The sequence below is a fragment of the Lactobacillus sp. UMNPBX17 genome (genome assembly GCF_002553735.1).
In the GTDB taxonomy this organism is placed as follows: Bacteria; Bacillota; Bacilli; order Lactobacillales; family Lactobacillaceae; genus Lactobacillus; species Lactobacillus gallinarum.
The window spans coordinates 59187-76509 of sequence record NZ_PCYT01000004.1 but is presented as its reverse complement, the minus strand read 5'-3'; the positions used below and the strand labels follow the sequence as shown (position 1 = coordinate 76509).

The 17323-nt window shown below is 37.6% G+C and carries 12 protein-coding genes; 1 reads left to right on the top strand and 11 read right to left on the bottom strand.

The window, feature by feature from the left end:
• Positions 1 to 250 precede the first annotated feature (250 nt).
• Positions 251 to 1678, top strand: a complete 1428-nt coding sequence (locus CP368_RS01670) for an APC family permease (protein WP_098036235.1) — start codon at positions 251 to 253, stop codon at positions 1676 to 1678.
• 54 nt (positions 1679 to 1732) lie between these two features.
• On the opposite strand, the gene CP368_RS01665 is transcribed toward CP368_RS01670, so the two are convergent.
• The 11 genes from CP368_RS01665 to CP368_RS01615 all read right to left on the bottom strand — a co-directional run bounded on the left by CP368_RS01665 (position 1733) and on the right by CP368_RS01615 (position 17275).
• Positions 1733 to 2134 (bottom strand): MarR family winged helix-turn-helix transcriptional regulator, encoded by a 402-nt coding sequence (locus CP368_RS01665; protein WP_369822584.1) that lies wholly within the window; start codon positions 2132 to 2134, stop codon positions 1733 to 1735.
• A gap of 89 nt (positions 2135 to 2223) precedes the next feature.
• Positions 2224 to 3645 (bottom strand): C69 family dipeptidase, encoded by a 1422-nt coding sequence (locus CP368_RS01660; protein ID WP_025005827.1) that lies wholly within the window; start codon positions 3643 to 3645, stop codon positions 2224 to 2226.
• Positions 3646 to 3686: 41 nt separating this feature from the next.
• Positions 3687 to 4997: a signal recognition particle-docking protein FtsY gene (gene ftsY / locus CP368_RS01655; RefSeq protein ID WP_098036234.1), complete on the bottom strand. Its 1311-nt coding sequence runs from the start codon at positions 4995 to 4997 to the stop codon at positions 3687 to 3689.
• Positions 4998 to 8567, bottom strand: a complete 3570-nt coding sequence (gene smc / locus CP368_RS01650; RefSeq protein WP_098043910.1) for a chromosome segregation protein SMC — start codon at positions 8565 to 8567, stop codon at positions 4998 to 5000. It lies immediately after the preceding gene.
• Between the two features lie 14 nt (positions 8568 to 8581).
• Complete coding sequence (rnc, locus tag CP368_RS01645) at positions 8582 to 9268, bottom strand: ribonuclease III (RefSeq protein WP_098045691.1); 687 nt, start codon at positions 9266 to 9268, stop codon at positions 8582 to 8584.
• Positions 9269 to 9377: 109 nt separating this feature from the next.
• On the bottom strand, positions 9378 to 11147 hold the full coding sequence (locus CP368_RS01640; RefSeq protein ID WP_098045690.1) for an oligopeptide ABC transporter substrate-binding protein: 1770 nt from the start codon (positions 11145 to 11147) through the stop codon (positions 9378 to 9380).
• Positions 11148 to 11353: 206 nt separating this feature from the next.
• Positions 11354 to 13123, bottom strand: a complete 1770-nt coding sequence (locus CP368_RS01635) for an oligopeptide ABC transporter substrate-binding protein (protein ID WP_098045689.1) — start codon at positions 13121 to 13123, stop codon at positions 11354 to 11356.
• A 218-nt stretch (positions 13124 to 13341) separates the two neighbouring features.
• A complete protein-coding gene (locus tag CP368_RS01630) occupies positions 13342 to 14274 on the bottom strand; it encodes an ABC transporter permease (RefSeq protein ID WP_087235455.1) in 933 nt (310 codons plus the stop codon).
• Positions 14275 to 14288: 14 nt separating this feature from the next.
• Positions 14289 to 15248 (bottom strand): oligopeptide ABC transporter permease, encoded by a 960-nt coding sequence (gene opp4B, locus CP368_RS01625; RefSeq protein ID WP_025005833.1) that lies wholly within the window; start codon positions 15246 to 15248, stop codon positions 14289 to 14291.
• A 2-nt stretch (positions 15249 to 15250) separates the two neighbouring features.
• Complete coding sequence (locus tag CP368_RS01620) at positions 15251 to 16237, bottom strand: ATP-binding cassette domain-containing protein (protein ID WP_098043912.1); 987 nt, start codon at positions 16235 to 16237, stop codon at positions 15251 to 15253.
• Positions 16238 to 16240: 3 nt separating this feature from the next.
• A complete protein-coding gene (locus CP368_RS01615; protein WP_087235454.1) occupies positions 16241 to 17275 on the bottom strand; it encodes an ABC transporter ATP-binding protein in 1035 nt (344 codons plus the stop codon).
• Positions 17276 to 17323: the final 48 nt, after the last annotated feature.

Genomic DNA, 17323 nt, shown 5'->3' with positions numbered 1-17323 from the left:
GAACCATAATAGGCATATAGGTCGCCTAATTCTTCATTTTTAGTTAATTCATCCATTAATTTTCACCAGTCTTTAGTATATCAAAAAAATGATACTACCAAAAATGTTAATTATCATTTAAATCATGAAGACAAAATCTATCTTTTTTCTCATTAAAAATACGAAATTTGAACTACTTACGGTTGATTTTTTAACGTATTTTTAATTATAATTAAGTAATCTTATTTTTAACATAAAGGGGAATTGTATTGTGAATCTTTGGCAACGAATGAACAAAAAAGAAGATCCACGTGTTTATGAAAATAAAGATGGACACCTGGTTCGATCATTAAAGGTTAAAGATTTCTTAGCCTTAGGGGTTGGGACGATCGTCTCAGCTTCAATCTTTACCTTGCCCGGTGAAGTTGCTGCATTACATACTGGACCAACGGTTGCAATTTCATTTATTTTAGCTGCAATTGCTGCCGGTTTAGTAGCATTTGCTTATGCCGAAATGGCCGCTGCCATGCCATTTGCAGGATCCGCTTATTCATGGATCAATGTGGTATTCGGCGAATTTTGGGGATGGGTAGCCGGATGGGCTCTTTTAGCTGAATACTTTATTGCTTTAGCATTCGTAGGATCTGGACTTTCTGCTAACTTCAGGGCATTAATTGCACCTATAGGATTAAAATTACCTGCTTCTTTGTCCAACGCTTTTGGTACTAATGGTGGAGTTATTGATGCAATTTCACTTGTTTCTATTTTATTAGTCGCTCTTTTAATTGGGCATGGGGTCTCAAGAGCTGCTCGAGTAGAAAATGGATTAGTTATACTTAAAGTTTTAGCCATCTTGATCTTTATCGTAGTTGGATTAACAGCCATTAAAAGCGCTAACTTTACACCATTTATTCCTAAATATCGTCCTACTACTCACGGACCATTTGGTGGCTGGCAAGGAATTTATGCTGGTGTATCAATGATTTTCTTATCCTACATCGGTTTTGATTCAATTGCTGCTAATTCGGCAGAAGCTATTAATCCGCAAAAGACAATGCCTCGTGGAATTTTAGGCTCATTAGCAATTGCCGTTACACTTTTTGTAGGTGTTAGTTTGGTATTGATCGGTATGATGCCTTACAAGATGTATGCTAACTCTGCAGAACCTGTTGGTTTGGCTTTACGTTATGCTGGGCACCCAATAGTTGCTGTCGTCGTTCAAACTATTGCTGTTTTAGGTATGTTTACCGCCTTGATCGGTATGGGAATGGCTGGATCTAGATTAATTTACTCATTTGGTCGTGATGGTATGTTACCTAAATGGTTGGGCAAATTAAATTCTGACCGTCGTCCTAACAATGCACTTTGGACTTTGACTATCGGTAGTATTTTGCTTGGTGCTTTCTTCCCATTCTCTATGCTGTCTCAATTAGTTTCAGCTGGTACTTTAATCGCATTCATGTTTGTATCACTTGGTATCTATAAATTACGTCCACGTGAAGGTAAAGATATTGATGATCCATCATTCAAGATGCCATTTTATCCAGTATTGCCTGCTCTAGGCTTCTTAGCTGCATTAATCGTTTTCTTAGGCTTAGATTATCAAGCTAAGCTCTACGCTGGTATTTGGTTTATCTTCGGTTTAATTATTTATTTCTGCTATGGTATTCACCATTCAGTCCTAGATAAGAAAAAATAATTTTTAATAAAAAAGATCAACTGTTGTAAATTGCAGCAGTTGATCTTTTTTTGCCTAATTTTCTTCTTTTTCCAGCATTTTCTTTAAAACATTAACTAAACCTATAGTCTCATCTTTGCTAAGCATCTGAGTAATGGTTTGATCAGTCTCTCTGCGGTGCTTCTCTACTTTCTTGCAAACTTCCTTACCATCTTCAGTAGAAATCACGGTGGCATTATCATCAGTAACTAAATCTTTAGCAACTAAACTTTTTACTAATTCTTCAACTTTATCCTTAGTTACATGAAGCTCCTTGGCTAATTTGTCATATGTCTTGCCATGCTTATGGTGTTCCAATTCAATCAAAACTTCTAATTCATTTGCACTGATATTAAAACTCTTTAAATCAGCATCCATTTGCTTTTCTACTTCATTGCTAATTCTAGTAAAAAATGATCCAATAGTACTTTCTGTCATCATTTCAGATTCTTTCAATTCATTAACTCAATTATACTAGCCGAAGAAAAAACAGCTCAACAATGTTGAACTGTTTTTTGAATTTTAAATTAAAGGTTCTCATCCATGTTGAAGGTTAACTTAGACATGTTAATTGAATCAATCATCATTTGACCCCAAAGCTTTTCAGTTTCCTCACGAGTATGAGCAACTGTCTTTTGGTTTTCCTTAGTCAAGTAATCAGTTAATTCTTCACCTGATTTGCCATCAGCACCCTTAATAATTTCTTCAACACGATCTCTGAAGTAACGGTTAAGTTCAGTTAAGTATGTAGTGTCAAGTTGAACAAATTGTGGGTAATGACTTTCAACAAGTGCAGCAAATGACTTGTAGTACCACCATGCATCATTCATGTTGTAATCCATTGAAGTATTGTTATATGAAGGATCAGTATCATTCATATTAGCAAAGAATGGAACAAATGGAGTAAAGGTTGGACCACCAATACATAGCCACATAATAGCTGCACGATCTTCTGGCACATCACTTCTAATTTGCAAAATGTGGGCATTTTGGGTACGGTTCAAACCAATTGGACGATAGCGGTGCTTTTCTTCTTCAGTACCTTTGCCAAATGGATCATATGGAGTGTCTTGGTAGTGTGAACCCAAAGCAAATTGAATATCTTCTTTAGTGATCTTTTTAGCAGCCTTACGAATGAATGGAATATCACCATCTTGTGGATCTTGTTCAATTTCTGGGTTAAACAACTTTTGAATGTACCATTGACGATTAGTGTTGTAGTGACGGTCTTGTTCGGTGTAAGTACCAAAAATGTGGCGGAAGTTCCAGCCCTCATGATCAGGATTTAAATGATGTTCTTCAACAAATTCTTGAATTCCTTCACTCCACATGAAGTAATCAGGATTATCAAAATCAACTTGTTCAATTGCCACACGGTTACCAGTAGCTGCATAACAATCATCTGGGATACGTTCTGCAACCCAATGGTGACCAGTAACAATTTCCATGTACCAAATTTCGTCTTTATCACTGAAAAGAACTGAATTACCAGCTGGTGAACCATACTTAGCAATCAACTTACCTAAGTATCTAACACCGTCTCTAGCGGAATGAATATATGGCAAAACTGAAGTTTGCATACAGTCTTCATCCAAACCATCTTTAACAAGTGGATCAAATGCTAAAGTACGTTCATTACCATATGTTGATTCAGTACATGACATAGCAACGTTTTCTTCGTTAATACCACTTTCGTCGTAATAACCGCGATGCTTGTAATCAACGTTTGGAACAGCTGGAACACGTTGAGCGTCTTCTGGTAAATCCATTTCAAACTTGTTAAGCCATGACTTAATGTGTTTCTTTTCACCATGACGAGCTGGTTCGATAATAAACTTTTGTGGGGTGATTGGACGGAATGTATCATCATTACGAGCAATCATAGTAGTACCATCGATTGAGGCTTTTTTACCTACCAAGATAGTAGTACATGCACTATATTCTTTCATAAAATTCTCCTTATAAAACTATATACACTTAAACTTTATCACTAGACTAAGCCATGGAAAAGACCAATTGCATAATTTGCGGCATCAAAATCAGCCAAATCTTCAGCTTTTTCACCAAGTCCAACCAATTTAACCGGTAAGTTCATCTCATTACGGATAGCCAAGACTACCCCACCTTTAGATGAACCATCAAGCTTAGTTAAAACCAGACCCGTTAATTTGGTTGTCTTATCAAAATCTTTAGCTTGGAGCAAGGCATTTTGTCCGGTTGAACCGTCAAGAACCAATAATGTTTCAGTTGGTTGGTCAGGCAGAAGCTTTTTAATAGTTCTTTGAATCTTTTCTAGCTCAGCCATGAGGTTCTTTTTGTTTTGCAAACGGCCAGCAGTATCAACTAACAAGTAATCAGTTTTTTCATTAATTGCACGTTCAGTTGCATCATAAACAACAGAAGCAGGATCAGCTTTTTCTTTTCCAGTTACTACAGGAACATCAACGCGTTTGCCCCACTCAACTAATTGTTCTACGGCACCGGCTCTGAAGGTATCAGCTGCAGCCATGATAACTGACTTACCTTCATCTTTAAAGCGTTTTGCAAGCTTACCAATAGTAGTAGTTTTACCTGCACCATTGACGCCGACAAAGAGATAAACATTAGGCTTATCTTCAGGGTGATAAATTAACTTTTCATCTTCACTGTTGCCACCCTTGTCATACAAGTCAACCAATTTTTCAACAATAACCTTTTTCAGATCATCACGAGATTTGGCATTTTGCAATTTGGCTTCTTCACGAAGTTCATCGGTTAATTGTTCTGCTGTCTCATAACCTACATCAGATTCAATCAATAAATCTTCCAAATCATCAAAGAAGTCCTCATCAACAGTTCTAAATTTAGCAAAGAATGCATTAAGTCGAGCACCAAAACCTTTATTGGTTTTTTCCAAACCTTTTTCATAAAGTTCTTCTTGTGAGGAATCTTCATCTTCTTCTAGTTCTTCAGTTTCAGGTTCTTCCTCGTCTGTTTCGGTTTCCGCCTCTTCAGTAGTTTCAGATTCTTGAGGTTCTGTTTCCTGTTCCTCTTCAATTTCAGCGGTTTCTTCAGATTCAGGCTTTTCTTCATCCTCTGCTACTTCTCCTGAAGCTTCAGACTCGTTATCCTCTTCAATGGGTTCTGTTTCTTCTTGCTTGTCAGATTCAGCAGATTCTTCAGATTGTTCCTCTTGAGCAACTGCTTCACTATCGTCCTGTTTTTGCTCTACTTCTTCTTGTTTTTCCTGCTCTTCTTTTTTCTCTTCTTCGTCATCTTTTTTACCAAAGAGAGACTTTTTAATTCGATCAAATAATCCCAATTATTTCACCCCGTTTTTCTTTTTCATTTCTTTTAATGATACTGACAATACTTGAGATATACCAGATTCTTGCATTACCACACCATACAATTGATCAGCTTGCTTCATTGTTCCTCGTCTATGAGTAATCACAATAAACTGTGTCTTTAAATTATATTTAAGCAAAAATTGAGCAAAACGTGTGACATTTGCATCATCAAGCGCTGCTTCAACCTCATCAAGTAAACAAAATGGTACTGGATTTACCTGCAACATTGCAAATAATAATGTTATCGCAGTTAATGCCCGTTCACCACCAGAGAGCAAACTTAAACGCTGTAACTTCTTGCCAGGTGGCTGAGCGATAATCTCAATTCCTGTTTCTAATAAATTATTTGGTTCAGTTAATTCAAGCTTAGCCTTTCCACCGCCAAAGACAAGTGGGAAAATCCGCTTAAAGCTTTCAGCCACTGCCTCAAATGTTGCTTTAAATCGACTCTTAACCTCTTCATCTAATTCATTCATTGATTTTTCAAGGTCATCACGAGCTTTAAGCAAGTCATTTTGTTGACCATTCAAGAAGTCATAACGCTTTTTAACATCTTCATATTCTTGAATAGAATCCAAATTAACTGGGCCAATGTCTTCAAGTGACATTCGATGCAGTTTAACACTTTTAGCTAATTTTTCTCGAGTTTCTTGATCATTTTGACCTTCAGCTTGAGCAATAGCGGCTTCAAATGTTAATGCATAATCATCACGCAAAGTTTCTAAGCGTTGATCAATCAAACTATTAAACTTTGCAATTTTAACAGAATAATCTTCCTGTTCGATTGCCGCATCCTTACGCAAATCATAATTTCGGCTAGCAACTTGATCTAACTGATTAATTTGCGCATCAAATTGTCCAAGTTGTGAACTAAGCTCATTTAATTTATTTTGCAGTTGTTCGTTCTTTTGTTTAATTTCTTCCTTCTGCTTCTTTAAATCGGTGTTCTTCTTAACAGAAAGTTCTCCATTTTGATTAAGATCTGTTAATTTTCCCTTTAAATCAGCAGCCTGCTTTTCATTATTATCAATTTGATTGCGTTTATCTTTTTCTTGAACAGCTAGATTTTCTAATTTATTTGCAAAAACTGCGATTTGTGGATCAAGCTTGGATAATTCACTTTGCACACGTTGACTTAAATTATTAAAGTTCTTAATACGTGATTGCAATTCATTCATTTGGCTCTTTTTCTCTTCACCTTGTTTAGATAAAAGAGCCTGCTTATCATTTGCTTCTGCAATCTGCTTTTGCAATTCAACTATATGATCATTCCGCTGCTTCACACGTGATTCATATAAAGTATTAGCATCTTGAAGTCGCTTAACCTCTTTTTCTTGATTTTGGAAAGAAATAGCTGCTTCATTAATCGTTTGATTAATTTCTTGCAAAGAATCATGCAATTTTTGCAACTTATTTTCTACTTTAACGCTTTGATCAACCAAATCTTTTAATTGTGCTTGGTCTTCCTTAAATGATCTAGTTAAACTACTGATTTGCTTTTCTAACTGATTAATCTCAGTTGCCGTCTGCAATGGTGAATTATTGCGCAGGTTCTTTTGTCCACCGGTCATAGAACCACCCGGTGAAACAACATCCCCATCTAAAGTAACTATTCGATAACGACCAATTCGTTGAGAAATTGCCATTGCGTTTTCGATTGTATCGACAATCACAACACTGCCTAACAAGTAATTAATTGCGGCAGTAATATTATGATCCGTTTTGCTTTCTACTAGCTCACTGGCAATTCCCTTGAATCCATTAAAGGACTTCAAGGTAGTTACTGTAGATTGTGGAATGGTATATTGGCGTAACCCATCTAATGGCAAAAATGTGGCACGACCAGCTCTACTGCGTTTTAACTGATTAATTGCATTTTTAGCACTATTACGGCTATCTGTAATCAAATCTTGAACGCCGCCACCAAGAGCTGTAGTCATCGCTGCTTCAAGTTCAGCTGGGAAAGTAAGCAACTCACCTACGGCACCAATTACGCCAGGAAAATCATTTAAATGATTCAAGACGTTACGGACACCGTAGTAATAACCTTCATGACGTTTTTGAATATTAATTAAAGCTTCATGACGGGCTTCGATCTTTTCCAGTTTATTCCGCTCATCATTAACTGTTTGCTGCAGACGCCTAATTTGATCATTCAAGTCATTACTTTGATCACTGGCTTCAGCAAAAGCCGCATTTTTGTCTTTACGTTTAGCAGTTAGATCTTTACCTTCGGCTCGTAATTTTTCCAGTTCTGCTTTAGCTTCAGATAGTTGTTTACCCACATCATTGCTTTGATAAGTGGTGTCAGCCTTACTACGTTTTAGCTCAGTATTCAAGTTAATTACTTGATTGTTAACCGCAGCTTGATCTTGCAATAATTGAATGTAGTCGTTACGACAATCCTCCAGTTTCTTATTGAGTTCCTCTGGATTTTCACTCAATTCACCTGTAAGCTTATCCCGCTTTTCTTGTAAAACCGCTTGTTGCTTCTTAAGGCTAGCTTGATCTTTTTGTAAACTTTCCAAATGAGCGTTCAGTTGTACCAGGCTCTTCTTCAGCGTTTCAACTTGATTTTGATATTCGATCTTAGTAGCATCATCAAATTGACGTGATTGTTCAGCCATTTGCAAGTTAGCATTCAAATCTGATAATTGCTGACTTAATTTTAATAATTCATTTTGAACTTTTTCTCGTTCATCCCGAATTTTTTGGTACTCTGCTCTTTTTTCTGAGACCGCATTTTGAGATTCTTTAACTTCAGCATCTAATTTTGATAATAAAATCTTATTCTTATCAGCTGATTTTTGAATAGTTTCTTTTTGCTTATTAATATCTTCGATTTCAAATGCTAATAAACTCTTTAGTTCTTTATCTAAACCAGCCTTTTGAAACTTATATTCTTTGGCTAGCGAACTTTGTTCATGCAGCGGCTCTAAGCGGCCCTCAAGTTCTTTTACTAAATCATTAATTCGAATCAAATTATCTTGAGTCTTCTTAAGTTGCCCTTGAGCTGCTTCTTTTTGCTGTTTAAAGTGAAGCACACCCGCAGCTTCTTCAAAAATTACGCGGCGCTGTTCCGGACGTGAATTTAAGATTTGATCAACTCGTCCCTGAGAAATAATGGCTAAGCTATTTTGCGATATACCAGAATCAAGAAAAAGCGTCCGTACATCACGCATGCGGACTTGCTGTCCATTAATCAAAAACTCACTATCGCCAGAACGTAAAATATTTCTAGTAATTGAAACTTCGTCCGTATCAAATGCTAATTCACGTTTGCGATTATCAAAAATTAAGGTAACTTCAGCTTTATTTAATGGCTTACGATATTGACTACCAGCAAAAATGACGTCCTTCATGTTTGTTCCACGAAGAGACTTAGCGCTGGATTCACCCATTACCCAACGAATAGCTTCTGTAATATTACTTTTACCACTACCATTAGGACCAACAATACCAGTTATTCCATCATTAAAATGAATAGTTGTTCTGTCAGCAAATGATTTAAAACCATCGAGCACTAATTCTGTTAATGGCACCTTTTTAAATCCCCTTACTCTAATTTTTGTAAAGCTGCTTTAGCGGCTTGTTGTTCTGCAGCTTTCTTGTTATGACCTTCACCTTGTGCTTGAACTTGGTCATTAATCTTTAATTCAACTACAAAATGTGATGGCAATTGTGATTCACTAAGTACCGAATATTCAATATTTACTGGACCATTTTGTTGTAATAACTCCTGCAAATCGGTCTTATAATCACGTGAATCATCAAATTCGCCTTTATCAATCAATGGATAAACAGTTAAATGCAAAAAATGTTCAACTGCTAGCATCCCTTGGTCAAGGAATAAAGCGCCATTGAATGCTTCAAAAACGTCTTCCAACAATGTTTTACGATTACGAGCACCAGCTTTTTCCTCACCATTACCTAAATGAATTTCATTTTGAAAACCACATTCAATCGCAAATTCAGAGAATCCTTCAGTTCTAACAATATTAGATCTTAACCGTGTTAATTCTCCTTCATTTAATTTAGGATAATGACGGTATAAATAATCAGAAACAGCCAATTCAAGAACGGCATCACCTAAAAATTCCAACTTTTCATAATCACGAATTCCATCGTTAGGATGCTCATTTGAATATGAGGAATGCGTAAATGCTTCTTCTAATAGCTTTTCATTATTAAATTCAATATTATATTCATCTTTTAATTTTTTTAGAAATTTTGTACTTACCATAAAATTGCCCCTTTTATACCTTTAAATTATACCAGTTTTAGTGCTATATTTTGAATGCAAAAAAGTCACTTCTAGAATTAGAAGTGACTTTTCGTTTTTAAGCTTAATTTTACTTAGTATAAGCAACATTGTACCAGTTAGGGAAACCGTTACCCATTGAAGCTGATGGCTTAAGTGAGTAGCCAGTAAGTTTCTTGTTAACTGCAGTAATAGTGTAACTGTTTGATACAGGAAGAACGTAAGCTTCGTCATCCATGTACTTTTGCCATTCGTGGAATTTATCAATTCTGTATTGGTGGTTAAAGGCCTTTTGTGAGTCCATTTCATCAAGAAGTTGAGTGTTCTTCTTAGTTACGAAACGAGAATAGTTCATTGGTGACTTTTCACCGTAAAGGTCGTTTGGTGATGGTTCACTTGAAAGTGACCAGGCACCGATAAACATATCTACTGATGGATCATCATGTTGAACCTTATCGTAGAATGAGTTGAATTCAATTAAACGACCACCGGTCAACTTAACATTCAAGCCCATCTTCTTCCATTGTTGAATGTAATTTTGAACGATTGGTTCTTGGTTTGAAGTACCAGTCATAGCTGCAAGACGGATAGTTAAAGGCTTACCATTTGGTTGTACACGATACTTGCCCTTCTTCTTAAAGCCTGCCTTGTCCAAAATTTCGTTACCCTTCTTAAGGTTGTAAGTGTAGCCCTTTACATCCTTATCGAAGTAATCACCGAATTGCTTAGGAATCAAAGTGGGAATTCTAAAGCTTAAGCCGTATGAGTAACGCTTAGCAACTTGGTTAACGTTCATACCGTAACCAATGGCTTGACGAAGAGCCTTGTTGTTCATCTTGGACTTAGGGTTCATTACGTTTTCGCCCTTCTTAGCGTCCCACTTACCTACCTTAAAGCCAAGGTATGAGTATGAAAGTGGAACATTAGCAATGAAGTTAACGCCCTTAGTATTCTTAACGTTTGGCCATTGTGAGTTGATAACTTGGATAACGTCAAACTTGTTTGACTTAATACTTTGAGCAACTGAGTTAGGGTTGATTACAGTAGCGGTAATCTTGCTAAGCTTTGGCTTGCCCTTGTAGTAGTACTTGTTTGGTACCCAAGTAGCTGATTGACCACGAACAAGTTTTTGAAGCTTGTATGGACCAAAGAACAAAGGCTTCTTACGGATCTTGTCGCTTGACATTAAGTCTGAGAATTTAACGTCCTTTAAGTAGTGGTAAGGTGCTGCAGCTTCCCAGATGTAGCCGTTACCACTAGTGTTCATACCTGGCTTCATAGTCTTAAAGTGAAGAACAACCTTACGACCATTTTCACCATCTGGCATTTCAAGACCAGAAATAGTGCTTGCCTTACCTTCGTGGTATTCTTTCAAACCTACCAAGTCAGCTAAACTTGCAGTGTAACGTTGTGACTTAGAATCCTTGTTAGCAATGATTTCGTAAGCATATTCATAGTCTTTAGCGGTTACTTGCTTACCATCTGACCACTTAACACCCTTCTTAATGTTAATAGTTGCAGTCTTAGCCTTTTGATCAATCTTAATAGTAGCTGCACCCTTATTGTTGAACACATAGTGATCATCGGTACCAAAAAGACTCTCAGCACCATATTGCATAACTTCACTATCAGTATTAGAAGTTGAAAGTTCATCATTAAAAATTCCAGTAAATGGTGTATCAGTTTCAACCGCAACCTTTACTGTACCACCATTTTTAGTGGCTTTAGTTGGAACAGCTTGGCTAAATTTAGCGGCGTTAGAAGCTTCATTGGCATTAGAGCCAGATTTACCACAAGCTGCTAATGTAAGTGCTGCACCTGATAGCAGCGTAATACCAGCAAAAAGTTTTGCCTTTTTCATTAGTAAAAATCCTCCATAACTCGAGGCAAGTTGACTTTCTCATCTTAGCACTATTACAAAAAAGTTACAACGGCATTAAAAAAACAGGCACCTCATTTTGAGATACCTGTTTTCTTGTGTTAGTTATTAGATTTTAATATGAAAGTCTAGATAAAGAATTATTTATGTTTAGAGTTTGGAGAATAGTATTACTAATGATTCAGATTTTACTTAGCGTAACCTACTTGGTACCATAATTGGTGCCCGTTGTTGTTTTGTGATGGCTTAGTTGAGTAACCGGTGATCTTGTTGTTTACAGCACTGATACTGTATGAGTTGCTGGTTGGGATTACAAAGGCTTCATCGTACATGTACTTTTGCCATTGGTGGAAGACCTTTACGCGGTACTTAGTGTTAAATGACTTCTCTGAGTCCATTTCAGCAAGCAACTTGTTGTTTTCTGGAGTTACGAAACGTTCGTAGTTCATTGGTGAAGTTTCACCGTACACGCTTCCTTGTGATGGTTCAGAAGCTAAGCTCCAACCTGCTTGGAAGAAGTCGATATCCTTAGAATCGTGTTGAACCTTGTCGTAGAATGAGTTGAATTCCATCAAACGACCACCAGTAAGCTTAACGTTCAAACCGATCTTGTGCCATTGTTGTAAGTAGTTTTGAGCAATAGCTTCAGCGTTTGGTGAACCTGACATAGTAGCAAAGTGAAGTACTAATGGCTTACCGTTAGGTTGTACACGCCACTTACCCTTCTTCTTGTAGCCAGCCTTGTCCAATAATTGGTTAGCCTTCTTCAAGTTGTAGTTGTAGCCCTTGATGCTGCTGTCGTGGTATGCACCGAAGCCTGAAGGAATTAAAGTATTAACTCTGAAGCTCAAGCCTTGGGTGTAACGCTTGTTAACGGCATCAATGTTCATTGCGTAACCAATAGCTTGACGCAATGACTTGTTGGCAACCTTGGAGTTCTTATCCATGACATTCTTGCCAGTCTTAGCGTCCCATTTACCCATCTTAAAACCAACGTAGTCGTATGCCAATGGAACTTGAGCAACCCAGTTAACACCCTTGGTGTTCTTAACTTGATCCCATTGTGAGTTAATTACGCCAGTGATATCGAACTTGTGACTCTTAATAGCTTGTGAAGCTGAGTTAGGGCTAACTACTTGGATTACAACCTTGTTTAACTTTGGTTTACCTCTCCAGTAGTACTTGTTTGGTACCCAAGTTACTGATTGACCACGAACAAGCTTATCAAGCTTAAATGGACCAAAGTATAATGGCTTCTTTCTGATTTGGTCACATGATTGAAGCTTGTTAAATGGAATATTCTTTAAGTAGTGGTATGGTGCAGCTGATTCCCAGAAGTAGCCGTTACCTGAGAAGTACATACCTGGTCTCATTTGTTTGTAGTGAATTACAATTGTACGGCCATTTTCACCATCTGGCATTTCAATACCGGAAATAGTCTTAGCCTTGCCTTCGTGGTATTCTTTCATACCTTGAATTGATTCAAGAGTTGAATCGTAACGTTGTGCTTGAGTCTTCTTGTTTGCCAAGATTTCGTATGGATATTCAAGGTCTTTAGCATTTACTTGCTTACCGTCTGACCACTTAACACCCTTCTTAACAGTGATGGTTACTGTCTTGGCCTTACGGTCAAGTTTCATAGTTGCGGCACCTTTATTGTTAATTCTGTAATAATCATCAGTATCGAATAATGATTCTTCACCAGGTGCAGCTACACTTGAGTCAAGTGCGGAGATTGATAATTCATCTGAAAAGATTCCAGTAAATGGAGTATCAGTTTCCAATGCTACAGAAACGGTACCACCTTGCTTGGTAGCTTTCTTAGGAGTTGAATCTGGAAACTTCTTAGCATCCTTTGCTCCTTGGTTATTACTGCTACCGCTTTGACCACAAGCAGCCAATGCTAATGCGGCTGCGGAAACTACTCCTACAGAGCCTAAAATCTTTGCTAATTTCATATAATTATTCCTCCATCTAGGACATCTTTTATGTTTTTTATTAATAATCTTTGAATCAAGTTGATGATTAAATAATACCACGATATATTAGTTTTTCAATAGTTTTATGAAATTAATTTTAATTTTTATTTTATTAGAATTGCATAACTTTATTATTATGCAGACACAAAAACAGCTCTATCAAGCGATAGAGCTGTTTTAATATATTTATTAGATTATTAATTTTCACGTTGTCTTGCGTCACCTGCACGTTGTAAGGCACGACCAACATAGTTAATACTTAAGGAAATAACCAAAAGCAAGATAGTAGCTGGGAGCCATAACCATGGACGGTTAATAACGTTAACTGGGTCATCAGCAAATCCAATCAAAGTACCAAGTGATGGTGTAGTGGTTGGCAAACCGTAGCCCAAGAAGGACAAACTAGTTTCAATACCGATGTTACCAGCAATAGTCAAAACAACGTCGATGATAATCATTGAAGTGATGTTAGGCAAAACTTCACGGAACATAATTTGGAAGTTAGATGAACCTGAAGTCTTTGATGCCAAAACATAGTCACGGTCACGCTGTGAAAGGATGAATGAACGGTAGTAACGTGCCGTCGTCGTCCATCCAAACATGGCAATCAAGAATACCAAAGTCACAGCGTTGTAGTTAGGAATAACTGTAGTCAAAACAATGATAATTGGCATTTGTGGCAAAATTTGAATGAAGTCAACTATTCTCATGATGATGACATCAACAACACCACCGTAGTAACCAGAAACTAATCCGACTACCAAACCAACAATTTCAGTAATTACAGTAACTGAGATACCGATCATGATTGAGTTACGTCCACCCATGATGAGCAGTTTCAAAATATCACGACCACCATCGTCAGTACCTAGAAGGTGCCCCCCTTGGCCCCAACCGTAGTATGCGTCAACGATGTTCATTTCAGTAATTTGTGCTCTGTTCAAAAACAATGAACCACCGAAAGTAAGCAATAAAATTAAAATAATGATAATTAAAGCTGTAAGTGCAGACTTAGAACGTAAAATTTCACGTACAGCCACCCTGAATCCAGAAGGTGGGAGAGTAGCCTTCGGTGTAGCGTCTTTTTTACTTGCTTTCTTTGTAGCAGTATCTTTCTTTTTATCAGCCATTTCTTCTCTCCTCCCTATTGAATTCTAATACGTGGGTCAATAATACTCATGATGATATCTGAGAGCAAGTTACCAATTAGAGTCAAGATACCAAAGATAAGAATCAAAGCAGTTAAAGTGGTGTAGTCACGTTGACTGATTGAGTCAAGGAACAACTTACCCATACCAGGATAACTGAAGACACTTTCAATAATCATTGAACCACTAAGAAGACCAGTAATAGTGTTACCAAGGAAGGCAGCAATTGGCAATAATGAATTTCTCAAAATATGCTTATGGAAAACTACATTTTCAGGAACACCCTTACTGCGGGCAGTTCTAACGTAGTCTTCAACCTTGTTATCAACAATACCTGTTCTCAAGTACTGTACAGTACCAGTAGTAGCAATCAAGGCATACAAGATAGCTGGAAAAATCATGTGGTAAAGTCTACTGCCAAGTACACCCCAAAATCCTGAGGCGTTGGCTGAAACTGAACCTGAAATTGGGAACCAACCCAAGGTAAAGCCGAAGAGCCATAATCCTAAGATATAGAATACGAAACCCGGTGTAGCTAAAGTAATGTAGTTAAAGATTTGTACACCAGTATCTTGCCATTGGTCTTGGTGACGACCAGCAGTAATACCAAGAGGAATCGCAATACTATAAGTTAAGATAGTTGTCAAAAGTGATAACCAGAAAGTATTATTTGCACGGTCTGCAATTAATGATGTTACAGGTACGTGTTGAATATAACTTGTACCAAGATCACCATGGAATAAGTTGCCTACCCATCTAAAGTATTGAACATACCATGGATCATAAAGACCAGCAGCTCTTCTTAAAGCTTCGATTTGTTTAGGGTCGGTGTTAGGGTTAATTGATCCACTGAATGGGTCACCTGGCATCATCTTAGCAAGCAAGAAGACCAACAGACTCAAGATAATCAATTGTGGGATCATGATTAACAAACGCCGTAAGATTGTTTTCCACATGCTTAATCACTCTCCTTTTCTTCTCGTTCTTTGAGTTCAGCTTCTTGAGCCATATCTTCAGGCAATGCTACCCAGTGCTTAGGTGCAACCTGTTGCAATGGATATACACGTCCGTTCTTGTCATACCATTTGCTTTGGTTTTCCTCGAATTCTTTTTCTACTTGTTCACGGTGTTTCTTATGTTCTTCACGATGTTCAACGTCAACTTGAGGAATAGCAGAAAGAAGTCGCTTAGTATAAATGTGAATTGGGTGCTTGTAAATTTCTTCACGACTACCTAATTCAACCAAACGACCACGGTGCATAATAGCTAAGTTTTCTGACATGTGCTTAACAACACCTAAGTCGTGAGAAATGAAGAGATATGCAATGTTGTATTGTTGTTGAATATGCTTCATGAAGTTCAAAACCTGAGCTTGAACTGATAAGTCCAAAGCAGAAGTTGGTTCGTCGGCAACAATTAATTTAGGGTTAGTAGCAACGGCACGAGCGACACCAATTCTTTGACGTTGACCACCAGAGAATTCATGTGGGTACTTGTAAATTGCATCACTAGGCATCCCTACGATGTCAAGCAAGTCCTGTACACGATCACGTTCTTGATCGGTAGTCAAATTTTCAAAGTTTCTAATCGGTTCAGCAATGATGTCTTCAATTCTCTTACGAGGGTTCAAACTTGACATTGAATCCTGGAAAATCATTTGAACATCTTTGTTATAATCAAGCTTCTTACGATTGCTTGCCTTAGTGACGTCCAAACCCTTATACATGATTTGTCCGCCAGTAACTTTTTCAACCCCAACGATTGCTTTACCGGTAGTTGATTTACCAGAACCAGATTCACCAATCAAACCGTAGGTTTCACCTTCGTTAATTGAGAAGTTTACACCATCAACGGCACGAACATAATCTGTAATTCTGTTCCAAAAGCCGGAGCGAATTGGGTAATAGACTTTTAAATCTTTTATTTGGATAATTTCTTTTGCCATAAATTACTCCCCGCTTGCTGCTGTTGCTTTTTGCGTACTGTCTTCATCCTCAAAGTGGAATGTCTTCCAGCAGGTACATCTTACCCAGTGACCAGGTGCTACCTCATGAACACGTGGCTCCTCCTCATGGGCACTTGCAGGAATCCAAGGAATTCTTGCAGCAAATCGATCACCACTACGTGGCATATTCTTAAGAGATGGTACAGTACCCTTGATAACATGAAGGTCTTCATCAGTATCATCAGATTGAGGCATTGAATTAAGAAGTGATCTTGTATATGGATGAAGTGGATTTTCAAAAATTGTCTTAACATCTGATTTTTCAACAATTTGTCCAGCATACATAACCGCAACTTCATCAGCAGTCTCAGCCACAACGCCCAAGTCGTGGGTAATCAAGATAATACCTGAATGTGACTGTCTTTGAATATCTTCTAGCAAGTCCAAAATTTGAGCTTGAATAGTTACATCCAAAGCAGTAGTTGGTTCATCAGCAATAATTACTTCTGGCTTACATGCAATAGCCATCGCAATAACTACACGCTGACGCAAACCACCTGAAAGTTCATGTGGGTACATCTCGTACATTTCTTCAGGTCTAGGCATTCCTACTTGATTAAATAATTCAATAACTCGTGCGTGACGTGCTTTTTCATCCATATCAGTATGGTAATAAAGAGTCTCGGCAACTTGGTCACCAACACGCATTAATGGATTTAAACTAGCAAGTGGATCCTGAAAGATCATCCCGATCTTATCTCCACGAATCTTGTTGAACAATGATTCATTCAAACCAACAAGGTTCAATTCATTATAAAGAATGTCCCCTGTAACTTTAGTATTTTTATGGTCGTACAATCCAATAATACTTGAAGCGATAGTACTTTTACCACAACCAGATTCACCAACAATGGCTAAAATCTCGTCGCGCTTTAAAGTTAAATTAATATCGTCCGCAGCATCATAGAACTTCCCTTGCAAACGGTACGCCGTATGCAGGTGCTGTATATCTAGTAATAGATCACTCTGCTTTTCCAAAGGTCATTCCTCCATTTATAGCTTCTTTTATTAAAAGCTGTTTAATAT

What these genes read in the sequence shown, in the direction of transcription:
- CP368_RS01660 (WP_025005827.1), bottom strand. Translation starts at nt 3,645, where the DNA reads ATGAAAGAATATAGTGCATGTACTACTATCTTGGTAGGTAAAAAAGCC.
- CP368_RS01620 (WP_098043912.1), bottom strand. Translation starts at nt 16,237, where the DNA reads ATGGCAAAAGAAATTATCCAAATAAAAGATTTAAAAGTCTATTACCCA.
- CP368_RS01640 (WP_098045690.1), bottom strand. Translation starts at nt 11,147, where the DNA reads ATGAAAAAGGCAAAACTTTTTGCTGGTATTACGCTGCTATCAGGTGCA.
- rnc (WP_098045691.1), bottom strand. Translation starts at nt 9,268, where the DNA reads ATGGTAAGTACAAAATTTCTAAAAAAATTAAAAGATGAATATAATATT.
- CP368_RS01630 (WP_087235455.1), bottom strand. Translation starts at nt 14,274, where the DNA reads ATGGCTGATAAAAAGAAAGATACTGCTACAAAGAAAGCAAGTAAAAAA.
- CP368_RS01635 (WP_098045689.1), bottom strand. Translation starts at nt 13,123, where the DNA reads ATGAAATTAGCAAAGATTTTAGGCTCTGTAGGAGTAGTTTCCGCAGCC.
- CP368_RS01665 (WP_369822584.1), bottom strand. Translation starts at nt 2,134, where the DNA reads ATGACAGAAAGTACTATTGGATCATTTTTTACTAGAATTAGCAATGAA.
- opp4B (WP_025005833.1), bottom strand. Translation starts at nt 15,248, where the DNA reads ATGTGGAAAACAATCTTACGGCGTTTGTTAATCATGATCCCACAATTG.